A 16,955-nucleotide genomic window follows, 5' to 3' on the forward strand; every position below is an offset into this window, starting at 1 on the left:
GAACGATTCGATCAGTTGCCGAGCGAGTGCCTGAATGCGCGTACAATGAGCCAGAGTTTCGATGCCATCATCATCGGTGCCGGGCAGGCGGGGCCGCCCCTTGCGGGTCGCCTGACCGCGGCGGGCATGAAAGTGGCTCTCATCGAGCGCAAGCTGATCGGCGGCACCTGCGTCAATACGGGCTGCATGCCGACCAAGGCGCTGGTCGCAAGCGCTTATGCCGCGCATCTGGCACGGCGGCACGACCTCGGCGTGATCGCCCGCGACGTGCAGGTCGACATGAAGGCCGTGGCGGCGCGCGCGCAGAAGGTCGCGAGCGATGCGCGCGGGCGCAACGAGAGCTGGCTCGGGAAGATGGATGGCCTCACATTGCTGCGCGGCCATGCGCGGCTGACCGGCCCGACCAGCGTGACCGTGGACGGCGCAGAGCTGACGGCGCCGCGCATCTTCCTGAATGTCGGCGGACGGGCGAGCGTGCCGGACATGCCGGGCGTGGGCGATGTGCCGCATCTCGACAATACCGACATGGTGGCGCTGGACAGCCTGCCTGCGCATCTCGTGGTCGTCGGCGGCAGCTATATCGGCCTCGAGTTCGCGCAGATGTACGCGCGCTTCGGCGCCAGGGTCACGATCGTGGAGCGTGCCGGGCGGCTGATCGCGCGCGAGGACCCGGAGATTTCCGAGGCGATCCGCGATTTTCTCGAAGCCGAAGGCATCACGGTGCGCACCGATGCCGATTGCATCGGCTTCAAGCCGCATCCCTCGGGCGCCATCGTGACAGTCGCTTGCCGGAGCGGCGAGCCGGAAGTGGTGGGCAGCCATGTCCTGCTGGCGGTCGGGCGGCGGCCAAACACGGATGATCTCGGCCTGGATGCCGCGGGCGTCGCGACCGACGAGCGCGGCTATGTCAAGGTGGATGACCGGCTCGCGACCAATGTGCCGGGCATCTGGGCGCTGGGCGATTGCAATGGCCGGGGGGCGTTCACCCATACCGCCTATAATGATTTCGAGATCGTCGCGGCGAACCTGCTCGACGGGGAGGACCGCAGGCTCAGCCAGCGCATCACGGGCTATGCACTCTATACCGATCCGCCGCTCGGCCGCGCGGGCATGACCGAGACGGAGGCACGGGCGAAGGGGCATGACATCCTCGTCTCGACCCGGCCGATGTCCCGCGTCGGCCGCGCCGTCGAGAAAGGCGAGACGCTCGGGCTGATGAAGGTGATCGCCGAGCGGACGACGCGGCGCATCCTGGGCGCGGCGATCCTGGGGACGAGCGGCGACGAGGCGATCCACGGCATTATCGATGCCATGTCGGCGGGCGAACCGTTCGATACCCTGCGTTGGGCCGCGCCGGTGCACCCGACCGTCTCGGAACTGATCCCGACATTGCTGCTGGGGCTGGACGAAGGGAAAGCATGAGATGAGCGTGGTCGAGGAGCGGGCGGCACAGCTCTTTCCGGTGCTGGACAAGGCGCAGATCGAGATCGCATCCCGCTTCGCCAGTGGGCCGGCGCGGCGTTTCGGGCCGGGGGAGGCGCTTTATACGATCGGCGAGACCGGCGATCCGGCCTGGCTGGTGCTGGAAGGCTGCATCGAGGCGATCCGGCGCGACGGGATCGCGGGGGAAGCGCTGATCCACCGGCATGGCCCGGGCGAACTCAGCGGCGAGGTCAACCAGCTGGCGGGCCGGCCCTCCCTGGCGAGCGGGCGCGCGGGCGCGGAAGGCTGTCTCGCGCTGCCTTTCGATGCGCCGCATCTGCGCGCCTTGATGGTCGGCGCGGCGGAACTGGGCGAGACGATCATGCGGGCGCTGATCCTGCGGCGCGTCGGGCTGATCGAGGAAGGCGCCGGCTCGATCCTGATCGGCCGGCCCGGGTCCGCCGATCTCGTGCGGATCCAGAATTTCCTGACGCGCAGCGGCTATCCCCATCTCGTGCTCGATGCCGATGCCGAAGGGGAAGGCCATGATCTCGTGGCGCAGCTGGGCGTCGGCCCTGCCGACCTGCCGATCATGGTCTGCCCCAATGGCAGCTTCCTCAAACGGCCGCAGGATGTCGAGGTGGCTGCCTGCCTCGGCATGGCGCCGGAGATCTCGCCGGACACGCTTTACGACGTCGCGATCGTGGGGGCAGGGCCGGCAGGGCTCGCCGCCGCCGTCTATGCCGCGTCCGAGGGGCTTTCGGTGCTGGTGCTGGACGAGCGGTCCTTTGGCGGACAGGCGGGCGCATCGATGCGGATCGAGAATTATCTCGGCTTCCCGACCGGCATCACGGGGCAGGCGCTGGCGGGCCGCGCTTTCAACCAGGCGCTCAAGTTCGGCGCGGAGATCGCGATCCCGAACTGCGTTTCCCATCTCGAATGCGGCGGCGATGACGGCGAGCATCAGCTCGTGCTGGCGGGCGACCAGCGTGCCCGGGCCCGGGCGGTCATCATCGCATCGGGCGCGCGATACCGCCGGCCGGACATTCCGGGCATCGAGGCCTTCGACAATGTCGGCATTTCCTACTGGGCCTCGCCGATCGAGGCCAAGCTGGTGCAGGGGCAGGTTGTGGGGCTCGTCGGCGGCGGTAATTCGGCGGGGCAGGCAGCCGTCTATCTCGCACCCTTCGTCGAGCGGCTGCATCTCGTGGTGCGCCGCCCGCTGGAAGCCACCATGTCGCAGTATCTGATCGAGCGCATCGCCAGCCAGCCCAATATCGAGGTGCATGTCGGCAAGGAGATTTCATCGCTCGAAGGGCCGGGCGACGGCACCATCGCGGCGGCCAGCTTCCGGTGCCGCACGCATGGCGAGATCGTGAGCCAGGCGATGCAGCATCTGTTCCTGTTCATCGGCGCGGAGCCCAATGCGGACTGGACACGCGGCTGCGTCGCCACCGATCCGGGCGGCTTCATCCTGACGGGGCGCGATATTCCCGGGGATGCGCGGACGCCGGACAATGCGGCGCAATCCCTCGAGACCAGCATGCCGGGTGTCTTCGCGATCGGCGATGTGCGCGCGGGCTCGACCAAGCGGGTCGCCGCCGCCGTGGGCGAAGGCGCCGCCGTCGTCGCGCAGATCCATCAGGCGCTGCAGGCGGCGCGCTGAACGCCGATCAGCCCTCGGCTCGGCGCAGCAGGACGCCCTGATCCACGAGGCGCGACTGGAGACTGGCCATGTCCACCTGGCGGGGCGGCACGCCGGTCCGGCAGGCAAGGCTGGCTGCCGCTCCCGCAGCCTCGCCCATGGACATGCAGGTCGCCTGATCCCGCACCGCGCCGAGCGCCGCGAATGTCGTCGAGACACAGCGGCCCGCGACGATCAGGCCGTCCACATCCTTCGGCAGCAGGCAGCGATAGGGGATGTCATAGGGCGCCTTGAATGGTGAGGCCACGCCTTCGCCCCACAGTCCGGTGACCGAATGGAGATCCGGCCCGCGCGGGCCGCCCATAGCGATCGCATCGGCGAACCGGCGGCCCGCGAGCACGTCCTGCTCGGTCAGGACATAATCGCCGATGATCCGGCGGCCTTCCCGGGCGCCGCCGGTCGGCGATTCCATGACGATATAGGCATCCTCGAAGCCGGGGATGCGCTCGCGCAGGAAGCTGAGATAGACCCGGTTGAGCTTGCGCCGATAGATCAGCGACTTGCTGACTTCCTCCTCGTTGGTGTGGTCGTACCAGACTTCATAGACGCCGGACATCATCTGGCCGTCGCGCATCTTGCCGTGGCGGAATATGCCGGGGCTGCCAAAGCGCGGGGGCGGGTAGACCGGCGCCACCGCGCCAAGCAGCAGCGGCACCTTGCCGGCCTTGATATAATCCACCCATTCGCGGTCCAGCCCGGCCGGCAGCGGCACATATTTGCCATCCACCCTGGGCGCCGTGGCCTTGCCGGGAATGGGGCCGCCGGCGGCCGGCGAGAGGCGCAGCCTGGGAATGCCCCCGGCCGCGCGGATGCGATCGACCTCGTCCCAGTCGGTGGGCTGTACCACCGGCTCGCTGTAGAGCGTCTCGCCATCGAGGGACTTGTAGACATTCGGCGGGCGGCCGCCGCCCATCAGTTCGGAACGCTCGCGGTCCAGCTCGGCGCGCTCTTCCTCGGTGAGGAGGGGCTGGGCGCGCAGATAGGCGATCAGCCTGTCGACATCGATGCCGCCGATCTGCATGTCCATGGACCCGCCATGATGGCGCCCGTCCTCCTCGCGCCCATGGTTGAACGGCGCCCCGGCCCAGGCGGCGATATCGGCATCGGCGGACGCATCGATGACGACATCGGCCAGCATGATCTGGCCGCCGGACTTGTTGGCGATCGCCACGCCCTTCACTCGGCCATCCTCGACGAGCGTATCGAACACCATGGTGTTGAACAGGACCTCGACGCCGGCTTCCTCCATCATGTCGTCGAGAAGGCTCGTCATCATGACCGAATCGGTCGGATGCCGGGCGATGGGGTCCCCTTCGGGCGCGCCGCCAATGGCCTGGATGCGATGGAGGATCTCCAGCGAGATGCCCTTCACGACCGGCGTGCCGACGCCCTTCTCGATGATATAGCCATTGATGCCGATGCCGCCGATGCCGCCGCCGGTCATCATGCCGCCGAGATAGCCGACGCGTTCGATCAGCATGACGTCGGCGCCGTTTCGCGCGGCACTCAGCGCGGCGACACAGCCGGCAGGTCCGCCCCCCACGACGACGACATCCTTCTTCTTCGCAAGCCGCAACGACGTGCTGAAGCCGTCATCCTGATTGTTGATCGACATCCTGTCCTCCCGTCGCGCGGTAAGCCCGCGCTGATTGCATCGCTTCACCTCGTGCGCAGCGAAGGATGGTATAATGAATAGACGGTATTACAGTTTAAGCCGGGAGCCGCAAGGGATCGAGCGCGGCAGCGCCGACTGACAGGGCCTGTTCGATACGCTCGCCTAACAAGAAGGGAGCCCCGGACCGAGACTGAGATGACGATGTTGGCTGTGAGCGCAATATCGTCGTGGCCGAGATTCTGTTTTTGGCCCAAGAAAGGGACGAGCGGTGATGATCGGACTTTGCCGTCGTTCCCTAGGAAACGCCTCAGATGGCAGGTTGAGTCAGGAGCGGACACCGGAAGTTTGCCCGTCTCGCAAGGCAGAATGACGGAGAGGGAGTCGGGGACGGATAGGCAGCTTCTGGCCGACTCGCCGCCAAGAGCGCACGTTGCCAGCGCTCAGCCATGATCGAGGGAAGTTGGGCCGGTAGGGGAATGGCCGCTCCTTGCGGTTGGATTGCGAACGCTGACAACGTGCGGGTCGCTAGCGAGACGGCTCAGAATAGCGTGGCTGATGCGCCCGAGATTCCGGGGTGCTTCCAATCGTTGCCAGGCGAGCATGCTTTGCGGTCAGGCCGCTAGCCGACCCACGCGAAGCGAGATAAAAGCCGAGGCCCAGGGGGAACATCATGACGGACATCTCAGCGTCGGCGGTGGGAAAATTCGCGCCAGCAGCCGATCGCGTTCATCTGCTCGACGCACTGCGCGCGATCGCTCTCTTCGGCGTGATCCTTTTCAACATCACTGGGATGGTCGGTGCCTGGGCGGGGTCCGAAGTGTTGTCGAAGGCGACTCCGTTGGATCTCGGTTTCATCGCGTTCGACCTGATCCTCATCCAGGGCAAGGCGCGCGCCTGCTTTGCCCTGCTGTTCGGCGTCGGCTTCGGATTGATGATGGATCGGGCAGCCGCGAGCGGACGCCGCTTCGTTCCGTTTCACCTGCGTCGCATGACTGTGCTTCTGCTGATCGGCTGCTGCAACCTCGCCTTTCTTTTCTTCGGCGATATCCTCATCCTCTATGCACTCATCGGCATGCTGCTGCTCGCCTTCCGCGGCTTGAGCAATCGTGCGCTACTCGTGAGCGGGCTCGTGCTGCTGCTCGTCCCGCCGGTCGCAATCGGTCTTGGCGAAGCCGTCACCGGCGCGCCGCTGCCCAATCTGGCCGGGCTTGATCCCGCGCAAGCCGAAACATGGATGGCGACGCTCGCGCCCGCTTATCGCAGCCCGCACTATCTCGATTTCGTCGCCGCCAACCTGCGCTATTACCTTATGCGCGACGGCGTCGAGACCGCCGATGCGATCATGTACGACCTGAGCGTGCTCGGCCTGTTCGTGATCGGGCTGTGGACCGCGCGCTGCCGGGTATTGTTCGATGTCGAGCATTGGCGCCCGTTCCTGCGCCGCGTCGCATGGTGGACGCTGCCGATCGGCCTGGTCTTCAGTCTCGTCTTCGCCACGCGCCGTATGGGCATCGAAGCGACTGGGGTGCTGCACGGCCTGGTTACTGCCAGCTACGCGGGCCTCGCCTTCATGGCGTTCGGCTATGTCGCGCTGCTTGCGCTGTTTCTGACGGGCAAGGGAGAGGGACTGCAGCGAGCCCTGGCGCCAGCTGGGCGGATGGCCCTCACCGGCTATCTCGCGTCGAATGCGATCGGGGGCTTCGTCTGGTATGGCTGGGGTCTGGGCCAGCTCGGCAAATGGAACGGCGCGGCAATCAACCTGCTTGGCTGTGCCATCTTCGCGGCGCTCTGGCTGTTCAGCGCTCTGTGGATGCGCGCGTTTCGCTTCGGCCCGGCCGAATGGATTTGGCGCTCGCTGAGCTATGGCAAGGCCCAACCGCTTCTGCGGTGAGCAAGTGCTCACGCAGTCTCCCTGTGAGAGCGGCGACCGCGATGGCGGCCCACCGCGGAGGACAATTGCGACGTTAGTGGCCGCTTTCGAGATTGAGCGAAGCGGGCGGGAATGACCGATTATAGGGCGCGTTGGCGACCGCCCACTTGCCCTGCGCGATCATCAGCTTTCGTCAAGACCGGACCTGAACCGGAGATGGAATGAGCGACGGTTCCGGTCGAACCGTCATTCCACTATGTCATCGAAGCTGTCCCCGCCGCTCAGCCTTTCGGGGCGGCATCCGCGGCGGCGCGGGCCTGATCGCTCATCTGCTTGAGGCGGTAGAGCATGGATTGCCGGCGATCGAGCAGGTGGGCGCGCATGGCGGTGAAGGCGCCTTCGGGGTCATGCGCCGCGATGCGATCGTAGATGCCCTGAAGCGCCTTGTAGCCGATGCGGCTGCTTTTCGGTGAGGCCTCGATCGCCGTGAAAAGGTTCAGCAGCGCGTGTTCGAGCGCATGCATGAGCGTGACGAGCGTGCGCGCGCCGGACGCCTCGACGATCGCGCGGTGGAAGGCGAGAATGCGCTCGACGGCTTCGGGGCGGGAAATGTCCGGTTCCATGATGCGATCCAGCGCAGCCTTGAGCGCCGCCAGCTGCGCATCGTCGATCCGCTCGGCCGCCAGTTCCGCTGCCCGGCACTCGATGCCGAGGCGAGCGTCGAAGACCTCTTCCGCCGTCACCTGGATGAGCATGAACTGGACGGCGAGCGCCGTGGCGAACTGATCGGGCTTGCCTTCGGCGATCGTCGCGCCGCCGCCGACTCCGGTCTTCACGGTGATCACGCCCAGCGCCTCGAGCCGCCCCAGTGCCTCGCGGATCGGCACGCGGCTGGTCTGGAAGGTTTCGGCCAGCTGCGCCTCGGTGCCGAGAAATTCGCCGGGCTTGAATTGCCCCGCGAACAGGGCGGCGATGACCTGCGACACGATGCGCGACGCCAGCGATTGCGACCGGATGGAGCTGAAAACGGGTTCTGAATCGGCCACGCGCAAGCAACTTTCTCTGGAACAGCCCCGGAAGCGGGCAGGCGGCATTCTGTCTTTTCGTATGATGAATCCCCGCAATTCACCAGATGCCGCTTGAGAGCTGGCTTGACAAGCCGAACCCTTCCTTCGAAAAGAAATAACGATAATATAGTTATATATTCGAGGAGGCGGCATGCGGGCAGACGAGAACAGGACCCTGACGCAAACGGGCCCCGAAACGCCGATGGGACGCCTCATGCGGCAATACTGGATCCCGGCCTTTCTCCCGGAGGAGACCCCGGCCGGCGGCGCGCCGCTGCGCTTGCGCCTGCTGGGCGAGAACTTCCTCGCGTTTCGCTCGCCGGACGGGAGCCTCGGCGTGGTGGACCATCGCTGCGCCCATCGCTGCGCCTCGCTTTTCTATGGGCGCAACGAGGAGGGCGGCATCCGCTGCGTCTATCATGGCTGGAAGTTCGACCGGACCGGCCAGTGCATCGAGATGCCCAGCGAACCGCCCGAAACGGACTACAAGCATCTCGTGAAGATCCGCGCGCTGCCGGTTGTCGAGCGCTATGGCGTGGCCTGGGTCTATATGGGGGATCGCGACGTCCCGCCGCCCTTGCCGCATTTCGATCTGGACGAACTGGGCGCGGACGAGCCGATCTCGGTGAGCTTCATGATGCGCGAGTGCAACTGGCTGCAGGCGCTGGAAGGGGACATCGACACTTGCCATGTCGGCTTCCTGCATCTGGGCGGCGCGAGTCCGGACCAGTTCGAGGAAGGATCGATCAATTATTATCGTCAGCTGCCGGAGAATCTGGCCCCGCGCTACGAAGCCATCGAGACGGATTATGGCGCCGTATACTGCGCCTATCGCCATGCTGGGCCGGACAATCTCTATCACCGCATCGGCCATTTCGCGCTGCCCTTCTGGACCATGTCGCCGTCCGAACCGATGGACCATATCCGGGTACGGGCCTGGGTGCCGATCGACGATCATCACGCCATGCTGGTCGTCATCGGCGGACCGCGTACGGGCGGCACGACGCTGACCAGGGAGGGAAAGCCCCTGCCGGGCACGACCTCGCCGATCAAATTCCTGCCCAACAGCAGCGACTGGCTGGGCCGCTGGCGCATCGAGGCCAATCTGCGCAACGATCATCTCATCTCGCGGGAGGTCCAGTCGACGCAGAGCTACAGCGGGATCGAGGCGATTCCGGTGCAGGACCAGGCCGTCACCGAAAGCATGGGGCCGATCGTCGATCGCACCATGGAGCATCTGGGCACCAGCGACCGGATGATCGTGCTCACCCGGCGCAAGCTCCTGCGGACGGCCGCGGCGCTCAGCAATGAAGGGATCGTGCCGGACGGTGTCGACGAGGCCGGCATCTATCACGACATGCGCTCCGGCTTCGCCGTGCTGCCCGCCGATGAGGACTGGCTGGCTTATTACAATGCGCGCCGCGCAGCCTGGAGCGGCGGCAAGGCAAAACCGATCGCCCGCAGACCAAAATCCCTGCCCGTATCCGCTTGAGGAGCAGCCATCCATGTCCGATTCCGTGAAGCCCGGCCCGCATTTCCTGCAATTGCCGGGACCGACGACCACGCCGCTGCGGATGATGGAGGCCATCGCACGACCGACCATCAATCATCGCGGCCCCGAGTTCCGCGCGCTGACCGTCGAGGTGCTGGAGGGGATCAGGACGATCTTCAAGACCTCCGGACCGGTCATCATCTACCCCTCCTCGGGGACCGGCGCGTGGGAAGCGGCGCTGGTCAACGCCCTGTCCCCGGGTGACGCGGTGCTCATGTACGAGACCGGCTGGTTCGCCACGCTCTGGTGCCGGCTGGCGCGCAAGATCGGCCTTGAGCCCGAGCTTCTGGCAGGCGACTGGCGCAGCCCGGTCGATGCCGAGGCGATCGGCGCGCGGTTGCGCGAGGACAAGGCGCACCGGATCAAGGCGGTGTGCGTCGTCCACAATGAGACATCGACCGGGGTGACGTCCGACATCGCCGCCGTGCGGCGCGCGATCGACACGGCAGGGCACCCCGCGCTGCTGATGGCGGACCTCGTGTCGTCGCTGGCGTCGGTCGATTATCGGCATGACGAATGGGGCGTGGATGTCGCCGTCGGCGGTTCACAGAAGGGGCTCATGCTGCCGCCCGGCCTGTCCTTCAATGCGCTGTCCGAAAAGGCGATCCGGGCCGCCGAAGCATCGCGCATGGCGCGCGCCTACTGGGACTGGGCCGAGATGCTGGAGGCCAACCGGCGGGGCTTCTTTCCCTACACGCCCGCCATCAACCTGTTGCAGGGACTGCGCGTCGCCATCGAGATGCTGAACGAGGAGGGGCTGGACGCCGTGTTCGCCCGTCACCGGCGCGCGGCGGCCGCCACGCGGGCGGCGGTCGCCCGCTGGGGCTTCGAGACGCAGTGCAGCGATGCGACCGCACATTCGCCGGTGCTCACTGCGGTCCGGATGCCCGAGGGCGTATCCGCCGACGCCGTGCGCGACCATGCGCTCGAGCGCTGCAACATGAGCCTGGGCAATGGCCTCGGGCAGCTTGACGATCGCGTGTTTCGCATCGGCCATCTCGGCGACTTCTCCGAGCCGCTGCTGCTCGGGACGATCGCCGGCATCGAAGCCGCGCTCGGCTATGCGGGCGTCGCGCATCGTCGCGGCGGGACCGAAGCGGCCATCGCGGCGCTGAGCGGCACCGGGATGGCCGGCGCGGCCGATATGGCGGCATGACCGCGCCACGGGAAAGCTGTCGCGGCTGACGCCGCGAGAAGGGGAGAGCGGACGATGACGAGCCTGTCAGTCTTTCAGGAGAAGCTCGGCATCCTCCGGGCAAACTGGCGCTACCCCGGCTGGGGCATCGTCGCCAAGGCCTTCGTCATCTTCTTCCTGGCGTTCGGCGCGCCGCTCACCATGCCGTTCGTCTATCCGGAAGTCATGAAGGAGTTCGGCTGGACGCTGACGCAGGCCACGCTGATCTACACCTACAAGAGCATCACCGGCGCCATCATGGCGCTGTTCATCATCGGACCGCTCGTCGAGCGGCTGGGGCTGAAGGCGGTGCTGGTGACCGCGATGGTCGCCGAGGCGATCGGCCTCGCCAGTTTCCTGTTCGTCCAGTCGCTCTGGAGCTATTATCTCGTCGGCTTCATGATCGGTACTGGCCAGGCAGCGGTCATCATCAGCCTCAAGCTGCTGGTATCGCGCTGGTTCATGCGCAATGTGGGGCTGGCCGGCGGGATCGCGATCGTCGGCGCGAGCTTCGGCGGTGTCGTCTTTCCGTTGGTCACCAGCCAGCTCATCCCGGTCTATGGCTGGCGCGTGGCGTTCGCGTGCCTCAGTCTCGGCATCTTCCTCGTGTCGATCCCGCTGGCCCTCTCGGCCCGGGCCAATCCGACCGAAGAGGACGTCCTGCCCGAGGCTGTGCAGGCCAGCGCCGGCGTAAGCGGCGAGCGGCTGCGGGCGGTGGAGCTCGATTTCGGATTTCGCGACCTGTTCCGGCAACGCAGCTTCTGGTTCATTGCGCTCGCGACCTGCCTCTCCGCGGCGGTGGACCAGGCGCTGTTCCAGCACAGCATCTTCTACCTGACCAACGAAGTGGGCCTGACGCGGACGCTGGCGGCCAGCGCATGGTCCGTCACCTTCCTGGTGGGCATGGCCGCGAAATTCGTGGCCGGCGCGACGTTCGACCGCTTCTCGCTGAAAGGCGTCGCTTTCTGGAACCTGCTGCTGGGCACGGCGATCATCCTGGCGCTCCCCGCGCAGGGCCTGCTCACCGCCCTCGTCTTCACGTCCGTGCTGGGGCTGGCGCATGGCGGGCTGGTGGTGGACAGTCCCGTCGTCGCCAAGCATGTCTATGGGCCGCGCCACATGAACCGGCTGCTCCCGCTGCTCTCCGGCTTCAACACGCTGGGGTCAGCGATCGGGCCGGTGCTGCTCGCGAGCACATATGACCGGACGGGGACATATCTGGCGGGCTTCACGCTGTATCTGGGCCTGACCGTCGTCGCGGCGCTGCTGCTCTGGCGCGTGCAGCCCGTCTATCGGGACCGATTGCGCGCCCTGCTGCACGGCTGATCGGCGACCGGCAGGGCGCGCATGCGCTCAGTCGACCGGCACGGTCACGACCTGCATTTCCATGTAGGAGCGCATGCCCTCGACGCCCTGCTCGCGGCCATAGCCTGAATATTTGGCGCCGCCGAACGGCACGTCCCGCCCGTTGCCGCCATGCCGGTTCACCCAGACGAGGCCAGCCTGCATATGCCCGGCGACGCGCGCGCCCTCGCGCAGGTCGCGCGTCCAGACCGACGCGCCAAGGCCGAACTCGGTGGCATTCGCGCGCGCGATCGCATCGTCGACATCGTCATAGCGCAGGATGGGGAGGACCGGCCCGAACTGCTCCTCGCGCACCAGCGGCGCGTCGTCCGGGAGGCCAGTGACGATCGTGGGATCAATGAAATAACCGCTCCCCTCGTGGACAGTGCCGCCCGTGACGATGCGTGCCCCGGGGGTCTGCTTCACCTCGCGGAGGAGGGCGGCCACCTTCTCGAACTGCATGCGGTTCTGGAGCGGCCCCATGCGCGTATCGGGCGCAGTGCCCGGTCCGGTCTTGATGGCCGCAGCACGCGTGGCGAGGGCCTCGACCGCAGCGTCATAATGAGAGGTGTGGACGAAGACGCGCTTGATCGCCATGCAGACCTGCCCGCAATTGGCGAAGGCGCTGCGGACGATGCCCTCGGCCGTGAGGTCGAGATCTGCGTCGGGCAGGATGATGGCGGGATCATTACCGCCCAGTTCCAGCGTCACGCGCTTGAAGGTGCCCGCCGCGCTTTCCAGCACGCGCCGGCCGGTGGCGACCGAGCCGGTAAAGCTGATCTTGTCGATGCCGGGATGGCTGGTGATCCACGCGCCGAGATCATTGCCGCCGCTCACGATATTGACCGTGCCAGCGGGCGCGATGTCGGCGATGGCCTGGCCGATCGCCAGCGTGGAGAGGGGCGTGAAGGGGGACGGCTTCAGGACGATCGTATTGCCGGTGTAAAGCGCCTGCGCGACCTTCACCATCGCGAGCATTACGGGCACGTTCCAGGGCGTGATGCCGCCGACCACGCCGAGCGGCCGGTAGCGAATCTCGACGCGCTCGCGCGCGTCCTCGCGCAACAGCTGGTCGGAGAGATCGAGCATCGTCAGCGCTTCGATATGATCGGCCGCGCGTCGGATTTCGCCGATTGCGTCGCTCAGCGGCTTGCCCTGTTCGGCCGTGAGCAGCGCGCCGATCGGCTCGGCCCTTTCGCGCAGGCGCGCGGCAATGGCGTGAACGACTGCGCGCCGGTCTTCCGGCGATCGGGCCGTCCAGTCCGGGAAGGCCGCCCGCGCCGCTGCGACGGCCCGATCCAGATCATCGCGCGTGGCCGCCGGGGCAAGGGCGAAAGCCTCGCCCGTCGCCGGATCGATCACCGGCAGGGGCTGACCATCCCCGGCGATCATCTCCCCGCCGATGAGCATGGCGGTTGCGAGGGGATGCCGCGTGAGAGACGGCGCGATCATTGTCTGGATATCGTTCATTTGCTCTCCTGAGGCCCGTGGCGCTTGCGACCTGCGACTTAAAAGATATGATGGTTGTACAGTTATAGCAATGAGTGCCGGGAGGGGTGATGCTCGACGATTTCGTGACCTTCGGTCGATCCGGTCTGCGCATCAGCCGCATGGCGCTGGGCGGCTTCAATTTCGGCGGCGGGCAGCCGTGGAGCCTCGATGGCAAGGCGGCCGGGCAACTGATATCGCGCTATCGCGATCTCGGCGGCAATCTTCTCGACGTTGCCAACAGCTATGGGGGCGGGGAAGCGGAGACGATCGTCGGGGACTATCTTGCCGCGCATCCCGGCGTCCGAAACCGGATGGTCATCGCCAGCAAATTCGGATCGAACGTGCATGCCGGCGATCCCAATGCCGGCGGGGGCGGTCGCAAGGCCATCATCCAGAGCTGCGAGGATTCGCTGCGCAAGCTCGGGACGGACCGGATCGATCTCTACTGGATGCACATCCATGATCCCATGACGCCGATGGACGAGACGCTGCGGGCGCTCGACGATCTCGTGCGGGCGGGCAAGCTGCTGCATGTCGGCCTCTCCAACCTGCCGGCATGGCAAGTGGCGGAAGCGCACTGGCTGGCGCAGTTCCGCGACAGGACACCGATCGTCGGGCTGCAGCTCCAATATTCGCTCATGGAGCGGAGCATCGAGATCGAGCATGTGCCGATGGCGCAGGCCTATGGACTGGGGATCGCGGCCTGGTCGCCGCTCAAGAGCGGGGCGTTGAGCGGCCGCTACCGCCGCGAGGATACGGCCAATCATGACGCCGAGGGCCGGGGCGCGTTCCTGGCGCGCGTCCTCGATGAGAAGGCGGAACGCATTCTCGCGGTGGTGACGGAGATTGCGGATCGGATGAGCGTGAGCCCCGCGCAGGTGTCGCTGGCATGGCTGCTCGCGCGGCCCTGCGTGACCACGATTCTCATCGGCGCGAACGATCTCGCGCAGCTGGAGGAAAATGCTGGCGCGAGCAGCGTCACGCTCGCGCCGGAGGATATCGCCGCGCTGGAGGACGTGGGGCGGCCCGCCATGCCCTATCCCGCGGACTTCGCACGGCGGGCGATGGGATCGATCAGTGGCGGGACACGGATCAACGGCGTCGCGCCCCCCACCGGTGGCGGCTCGCCCAGCCAGGCACGCCGCTGATCCCGCCCCGCGCTACAAGGTGAGGGCGGCATAGCGCTCAAGATGATGGTTTCGATCGCCATATGAGAGCTCGAACAGGCCGAGCCGCGCGAAGAGATGGGCGGCCTGATATTCCTGCACCAGCCCCATGCCGCCGTGCAGCTGCACGCATTGCTCGCCGACGAGGCGCGCGGCTTCGCCGACCCTGACCTTGGCCGCCGAGACGGCGCGCATTCGCGCGGTCGGATCGCTCCCGTCGCAGGCGGCGATGGCGGTATCGGTGATCGCGGCGGCAAAGGCCTCATCGATGAGCATGTCGACAAGGCGATGCTGGAGGACCTGGAAGCTGTCCAGGCTCCGGCCGAACTGGCGGCGCGTGTGCGTATGATCGCGCGTCAGCCGGTTGGCAGCCCGGATGCTGCCGACCGCATCGGCGCAAGCCAGTGCCGTCGCTTCGTCCAGAGCGGCGGAGAGAACGTCCTCGCCGCAAGGCAGCCGTGCATCGGTCGGCAGGTCGACATCGTCGAGCAGGATGTCTGCCGCGCCCGTCCAGTCGAAGCAGCGATAGGCGCGCCGCTCCACCGCGTCGGCCGGCACGAGGAAGAGGGCGATCGCATCGTCAAGCCGGGCCGAGACGATGAGCATATCGGCGCTGTCGCCGCCCGCAACGGTGAGCTTGCGGCCCCGGAGGCGCCAGCCATCCCCGTGCCGAATGGCGAGGACGGGACGCGCGCCGTCATCCTCATGCGCCAGTGCCGCGCGGAGGCGGCCCTCCACGATGCCGGGCAACCAGGCCGCTTGTTGCGCCGGCGTCGCGCCCGCGGCGATCAGCCGTGCCGCAACCATCGTAGGGATATAGGGCTCCAGTGTCATGGCGCCGCCCATGGTCTCGGCGGCCATGGCGATGTCTGCAAAGGCAGCGGGCAGGCCGCCCTGCTCCTCGGGCAGGGACAAGGCCAGGAGGCCGAGCTCTGCATAGGCCGACCAGGCCGCCGCCGATTCGCGCGCTTCGGATTCATGGGCATCGCGCCGTTGTTCGAAACTATAGTGGCGGGCCAGAACCGTCTCCAGCGACTGGCGCAACTGGTCACGGATGTCCTCGGAGTCGTCGGTCTGGTCGATGGCCGGGGCCGGGTCCGCAAAAGTCGAAATGGTCATTTCCCGCCTCCAAGGCCAAGCGTCTTCGCGATGATGTTGCGCTGGATCTCGTTCGAGCCGCCGTAGATGCTGACGACGCGCGTATCGAAGTGGTTCTTGAACAGCCGGTGCTCCCAGGGGCGATCCGGATCGCGAGCCTCCGCGCCATGGCGGGCCGCGCCGCGTCCAGCCGCTTCGACCAGCAGGCGTGTGAGGCGTTGCTGCAACTCGGAGCCCCGGATCTTGAGCATGTTTGCTTCGATGCCCGGGACGAAGCCGGCCCGGACCCGAGCGAGCATCCCCATGGCAAGGGCTTCGATCGCGGCCAGCTCGATCTCCGCTTCCGCGATGCGCGCGCGGAACGTCGGCGATGCGGTAAGGCCCTGCTCGCCGGCGATGCGCTTGAGCCGGGCAAGCTGGCGGCGGTTGATGCCGATCCGTGCGATGGAGAGCCGCTCATTGCCGAGCACCACGCGCGAATAGGTCCAGCCCTTGTTCGCCTCGCCGACCAGATTGGCCGCCGGGACCTTCACATTGTCGAAGAAAACCTCGTTGGTCGTGCGCTCGCCGTTCAGCAGGATGATCGGCCTGATGTCGATGCCGGGCGTGTTGGCCAGATCGATCAGCAGCATGGAGATGCCCATCTGCGGCTTGGGCGCCGCCGGATCGGTGCGGACCAGAGCGAACATCATGTTCGCCTCATGGGCCATGGTCGTCCACATCTTCTGGCCATTGACCACCCAGTGATCGTCGACAAGCTCGGCACGCGTCTTCAGCGAAGCGAGGTCGGATCCGGCGCCCGGTTCCGAAAAACCCTGGCACCAGATGTCCTCGCCCGACAGGATGCGCGGGAGATAGCGGCTTTTCTGGGCCTGCGTGCCATAATGCATGAGCGTGGGCCCAAGCATCTTCAGCCCGAAGGAGCCCAGGTCCGGCGCGCCTTCCTCGGCGAGCGTCTCCGCGAAGATATAGCACTGGATGGCGCTCCAGCCCGTGCCGCCATGCTCGGGGGGCCAATGCGGCGCTGTCCAGCCGCGCGCATGGAGCGCCCTGTGCCAGGCCTGCCGCTCGGCGGCGGTTATGCCTGCCGCCTCGCAGACCTTCGCCCGCACCTCCGCCGGACAATGCGACCGGACGAACTGACGCACTTCCTCCGCAAATTCCTGTTCCTGAGCCGTAAACATCTCTCTCCCTCCGCAAGGCGGCTTTGGCCGCTTCGACGCGTTTATATGACAAGCAGCTTTATATAAAGCGACTGAAGAAATATAGTTGTCATTAGCATCGATATGCGCAACAATCGAATCGGCCATGCGAGTGGCTTGAAGCCCGGCCCAGGGCTGGGAGGAGGCGGATGATCGCAAGCGGACGGCCACGCCAAGGCAGCGCGGCTCAGACTGGAAGTGCCATCCGGCTCTGGCGGATAAAGATAATATAGTTATACCATAGTATTG

13 protein-coding genes are annotated in these 16,955 nt (G+C 66.5%); 8 read left to right on the plus strand and 5 right to left on the minus strand.

All coding sequences use genetic code 11. From position 1 onward, the window contains the following. The first annotated feature begins 45 nt into the window (after positions 1-45). Both SLG_RS03705 and SLG_RS03710 read left to right on the plus strand, forming a co-directional pair. Entirely contained in the window at positions 46-1,422 is a 1,377-nt protein-coding gene (locus tag SLG_RS03705; RefSeq protein WP_014075079.1) for an FAD-containing oxidoreductase, read from the plus strand. 1 nt (position 1,423) lies between these two features. Then, the gene (locus SLG_RS03710) at positions 1,424-3,088 is read left to right on the plus strand and encodes an FAD-dependent oxidoreductase (protein ID WP_014075080.1); all 1,665 of its coding nucleotides are present in this window, start codon (positions 1,424-1,426) and stop codon (positions 3,086-3,088) included. Between the two features lie 7 nt (positions 3,089-3,095). Here the strand turns inward: SLG_RS03710 and SLG_RS20235 are convergent, their stop codons facing one another. Continuing rightward, positions 3,096-4,742, minus strand: a complete 1,647-nt coding sequence (locus SLG_RS20235) for an FAD-dependent oxidoreductase (RefSeq protein WP_014075081.1) — start codon at positions 4,740-4,742, stop codon at positions 3,096-3,098. Positions 4,743-5,412: 670 nt separating this feature from the next. Here SLG_RS20235 and SLG_RS20240 point away from each other — a divergent pair. Further along, positions 5,413-6,633: a DUF418 domain-containing protein gene (locus tag SLG_RS20240; RefSeq protein WP_014075082.1), complete on the plus strand. Its 1,221-nt coding sequence runs from the start codon at positions 5,413-5,415 to the stop codon at positions 6,631-6,633. Between the two features lie 260 nt (positions 6,634-6,893). On the opposite strand, the gene SLG_RS03730 is transcribed toward SLG_RS20240, so the two are convergent. Beyond that, entirely contained in the window at positions 6,894-7,598 is a 705-nt protein-coding gene (locus tag SLG_RS03730) for a FadR/GntR family transcriptional regulator (protein ID WP_158512671.1), read from the minus strand. Position 7,599: 1 nt separating this feature from the next. On the opposite strand from SLG_RS03730, the gene SLG_RS21615 reads away from it, so the two are divergent. The 4 genes from SLG_RS21615 to SLG_RS03745 all read left to right on the plus strand — a co-directional run bounded on the left by SLG_RS21615 (position 7,600) and on the right by SLG_RS03745 (position 11,731). Then, entirely contained in the window at positions 7,600-7,755 is a 156-nt protein-coding gene (locus SLG_RS21615; protein ID WP_231848745.1) for a hypothetical protein, read from the plus strand. Positions 7,756-7,893: 138 nt separating this feature from the next. Then, complete coding sequence (locus SLG_RS03735; RefSeq protein WP_197535678.1) at positions 7,894-9,171, plus strand: Rieske 2Fe-2S domain-containing protein; 1,278 nt, start codon at positions 7,894-7,896, stop codon at positions 9,169-9,171. A 13-nt stretch (positions 9,172-9,184) separates the two neighbouring features. Continuing rightward, complete coding sequence (locus SLG_RS03740; protein WP_041391709.1) at positions 9,185-10,387, plus strand: pyridoxal-phosphate-dependent aminotransferase family protein; 1,203 nt, start codon at positions 9,185-9,187, stop codon at positions 10,385-10,387. A 54-nt stretch (positions 10,388-10,441) separates the two neighbouring features. Then, complete coding sequence (locus SLG_RS03745; RefSeq protein WP_014075086.1) at positions 10,442-11,731, plus strand: MFS transporter; 1,290 nt, start codon at positions 10,442-10,444, stop codon at positions 11,729-11,731. 27 nt (positions 11,732-11,758) lie between these two features. On the opposite strand, the gene SLG_RS03750 is transcribed toward SLG_RS03745, so the two are convergent. Then, on the minus strand, positions 11,759-13,219 hold the full coding sequence (locus SLG_RS03750) for an aldehyde dehydrogenase family protein (protein ID WP_014075087.1): 1,461 nt from the start codon (positions 13,217-13,219) through the stop codon (positions 11,759-11,761). A gap of 89 nt (positions 13,220-13,308) precedes the next feature. Between SLG_RS03750 and SLG_RS03755 the strand changes: the two genes are divergently transcribed. Continuing rightward, the gene (locus SLG_RS03755) at positions 13,309-14,388 is read left to right on the plus strand and encodes an aldo/keto reductase (protein ID WP_014075088.1); all 1,080 of its coding nucleotides are present in this window, start codon (positions 13,309-13,311) and stop codon (positions 14,386-14,388) included. Between the two features lie 12 nt (positions 14,389-14,400). Here SLG_RS03755 and SLG_RS03760 read toward each other — a convergent pair whose 3' ends face one another. After that, entirely contained in the window at positions 14,401-15,525 is a 1,125-nt protein-coding gene (locus SLG_RS03760; protein ID WP_014075089.1) for an acyl-CoA dehydrogenase family protein, read from the minus strand. Continuing rightward, the gene (locus SLG_RS03765) at positions 15,522-16,688 is read right to left on the minus strand and encodes an acyl-CoA dehydrogenase family protein (protein ID WP_014075090.1); all 1,167 of its coding nucleotides are present in this window, start codon (positions 16,686-16,688) and stop codon (positions 15,522-15,524) included. Before SLG_RS03765 ends, SLG_RS03760 begins: the two co-directional genes overlap by 4 nt. Positions 16,689-16,955: the final 267 nt, after the last annotated feature.

The sequence above is a fragment of the Sphingobium sp. SYK-6 genome, assembly GCF_000283515.1.
GTDB classification, from domain to species: domain Bacteria; phylum Pseudomonadota; class Alphaproteobacteria; order Sphingomonadales; family Sphingomonadaceae; genus Sphingobium; species Sphingobium lignivorans.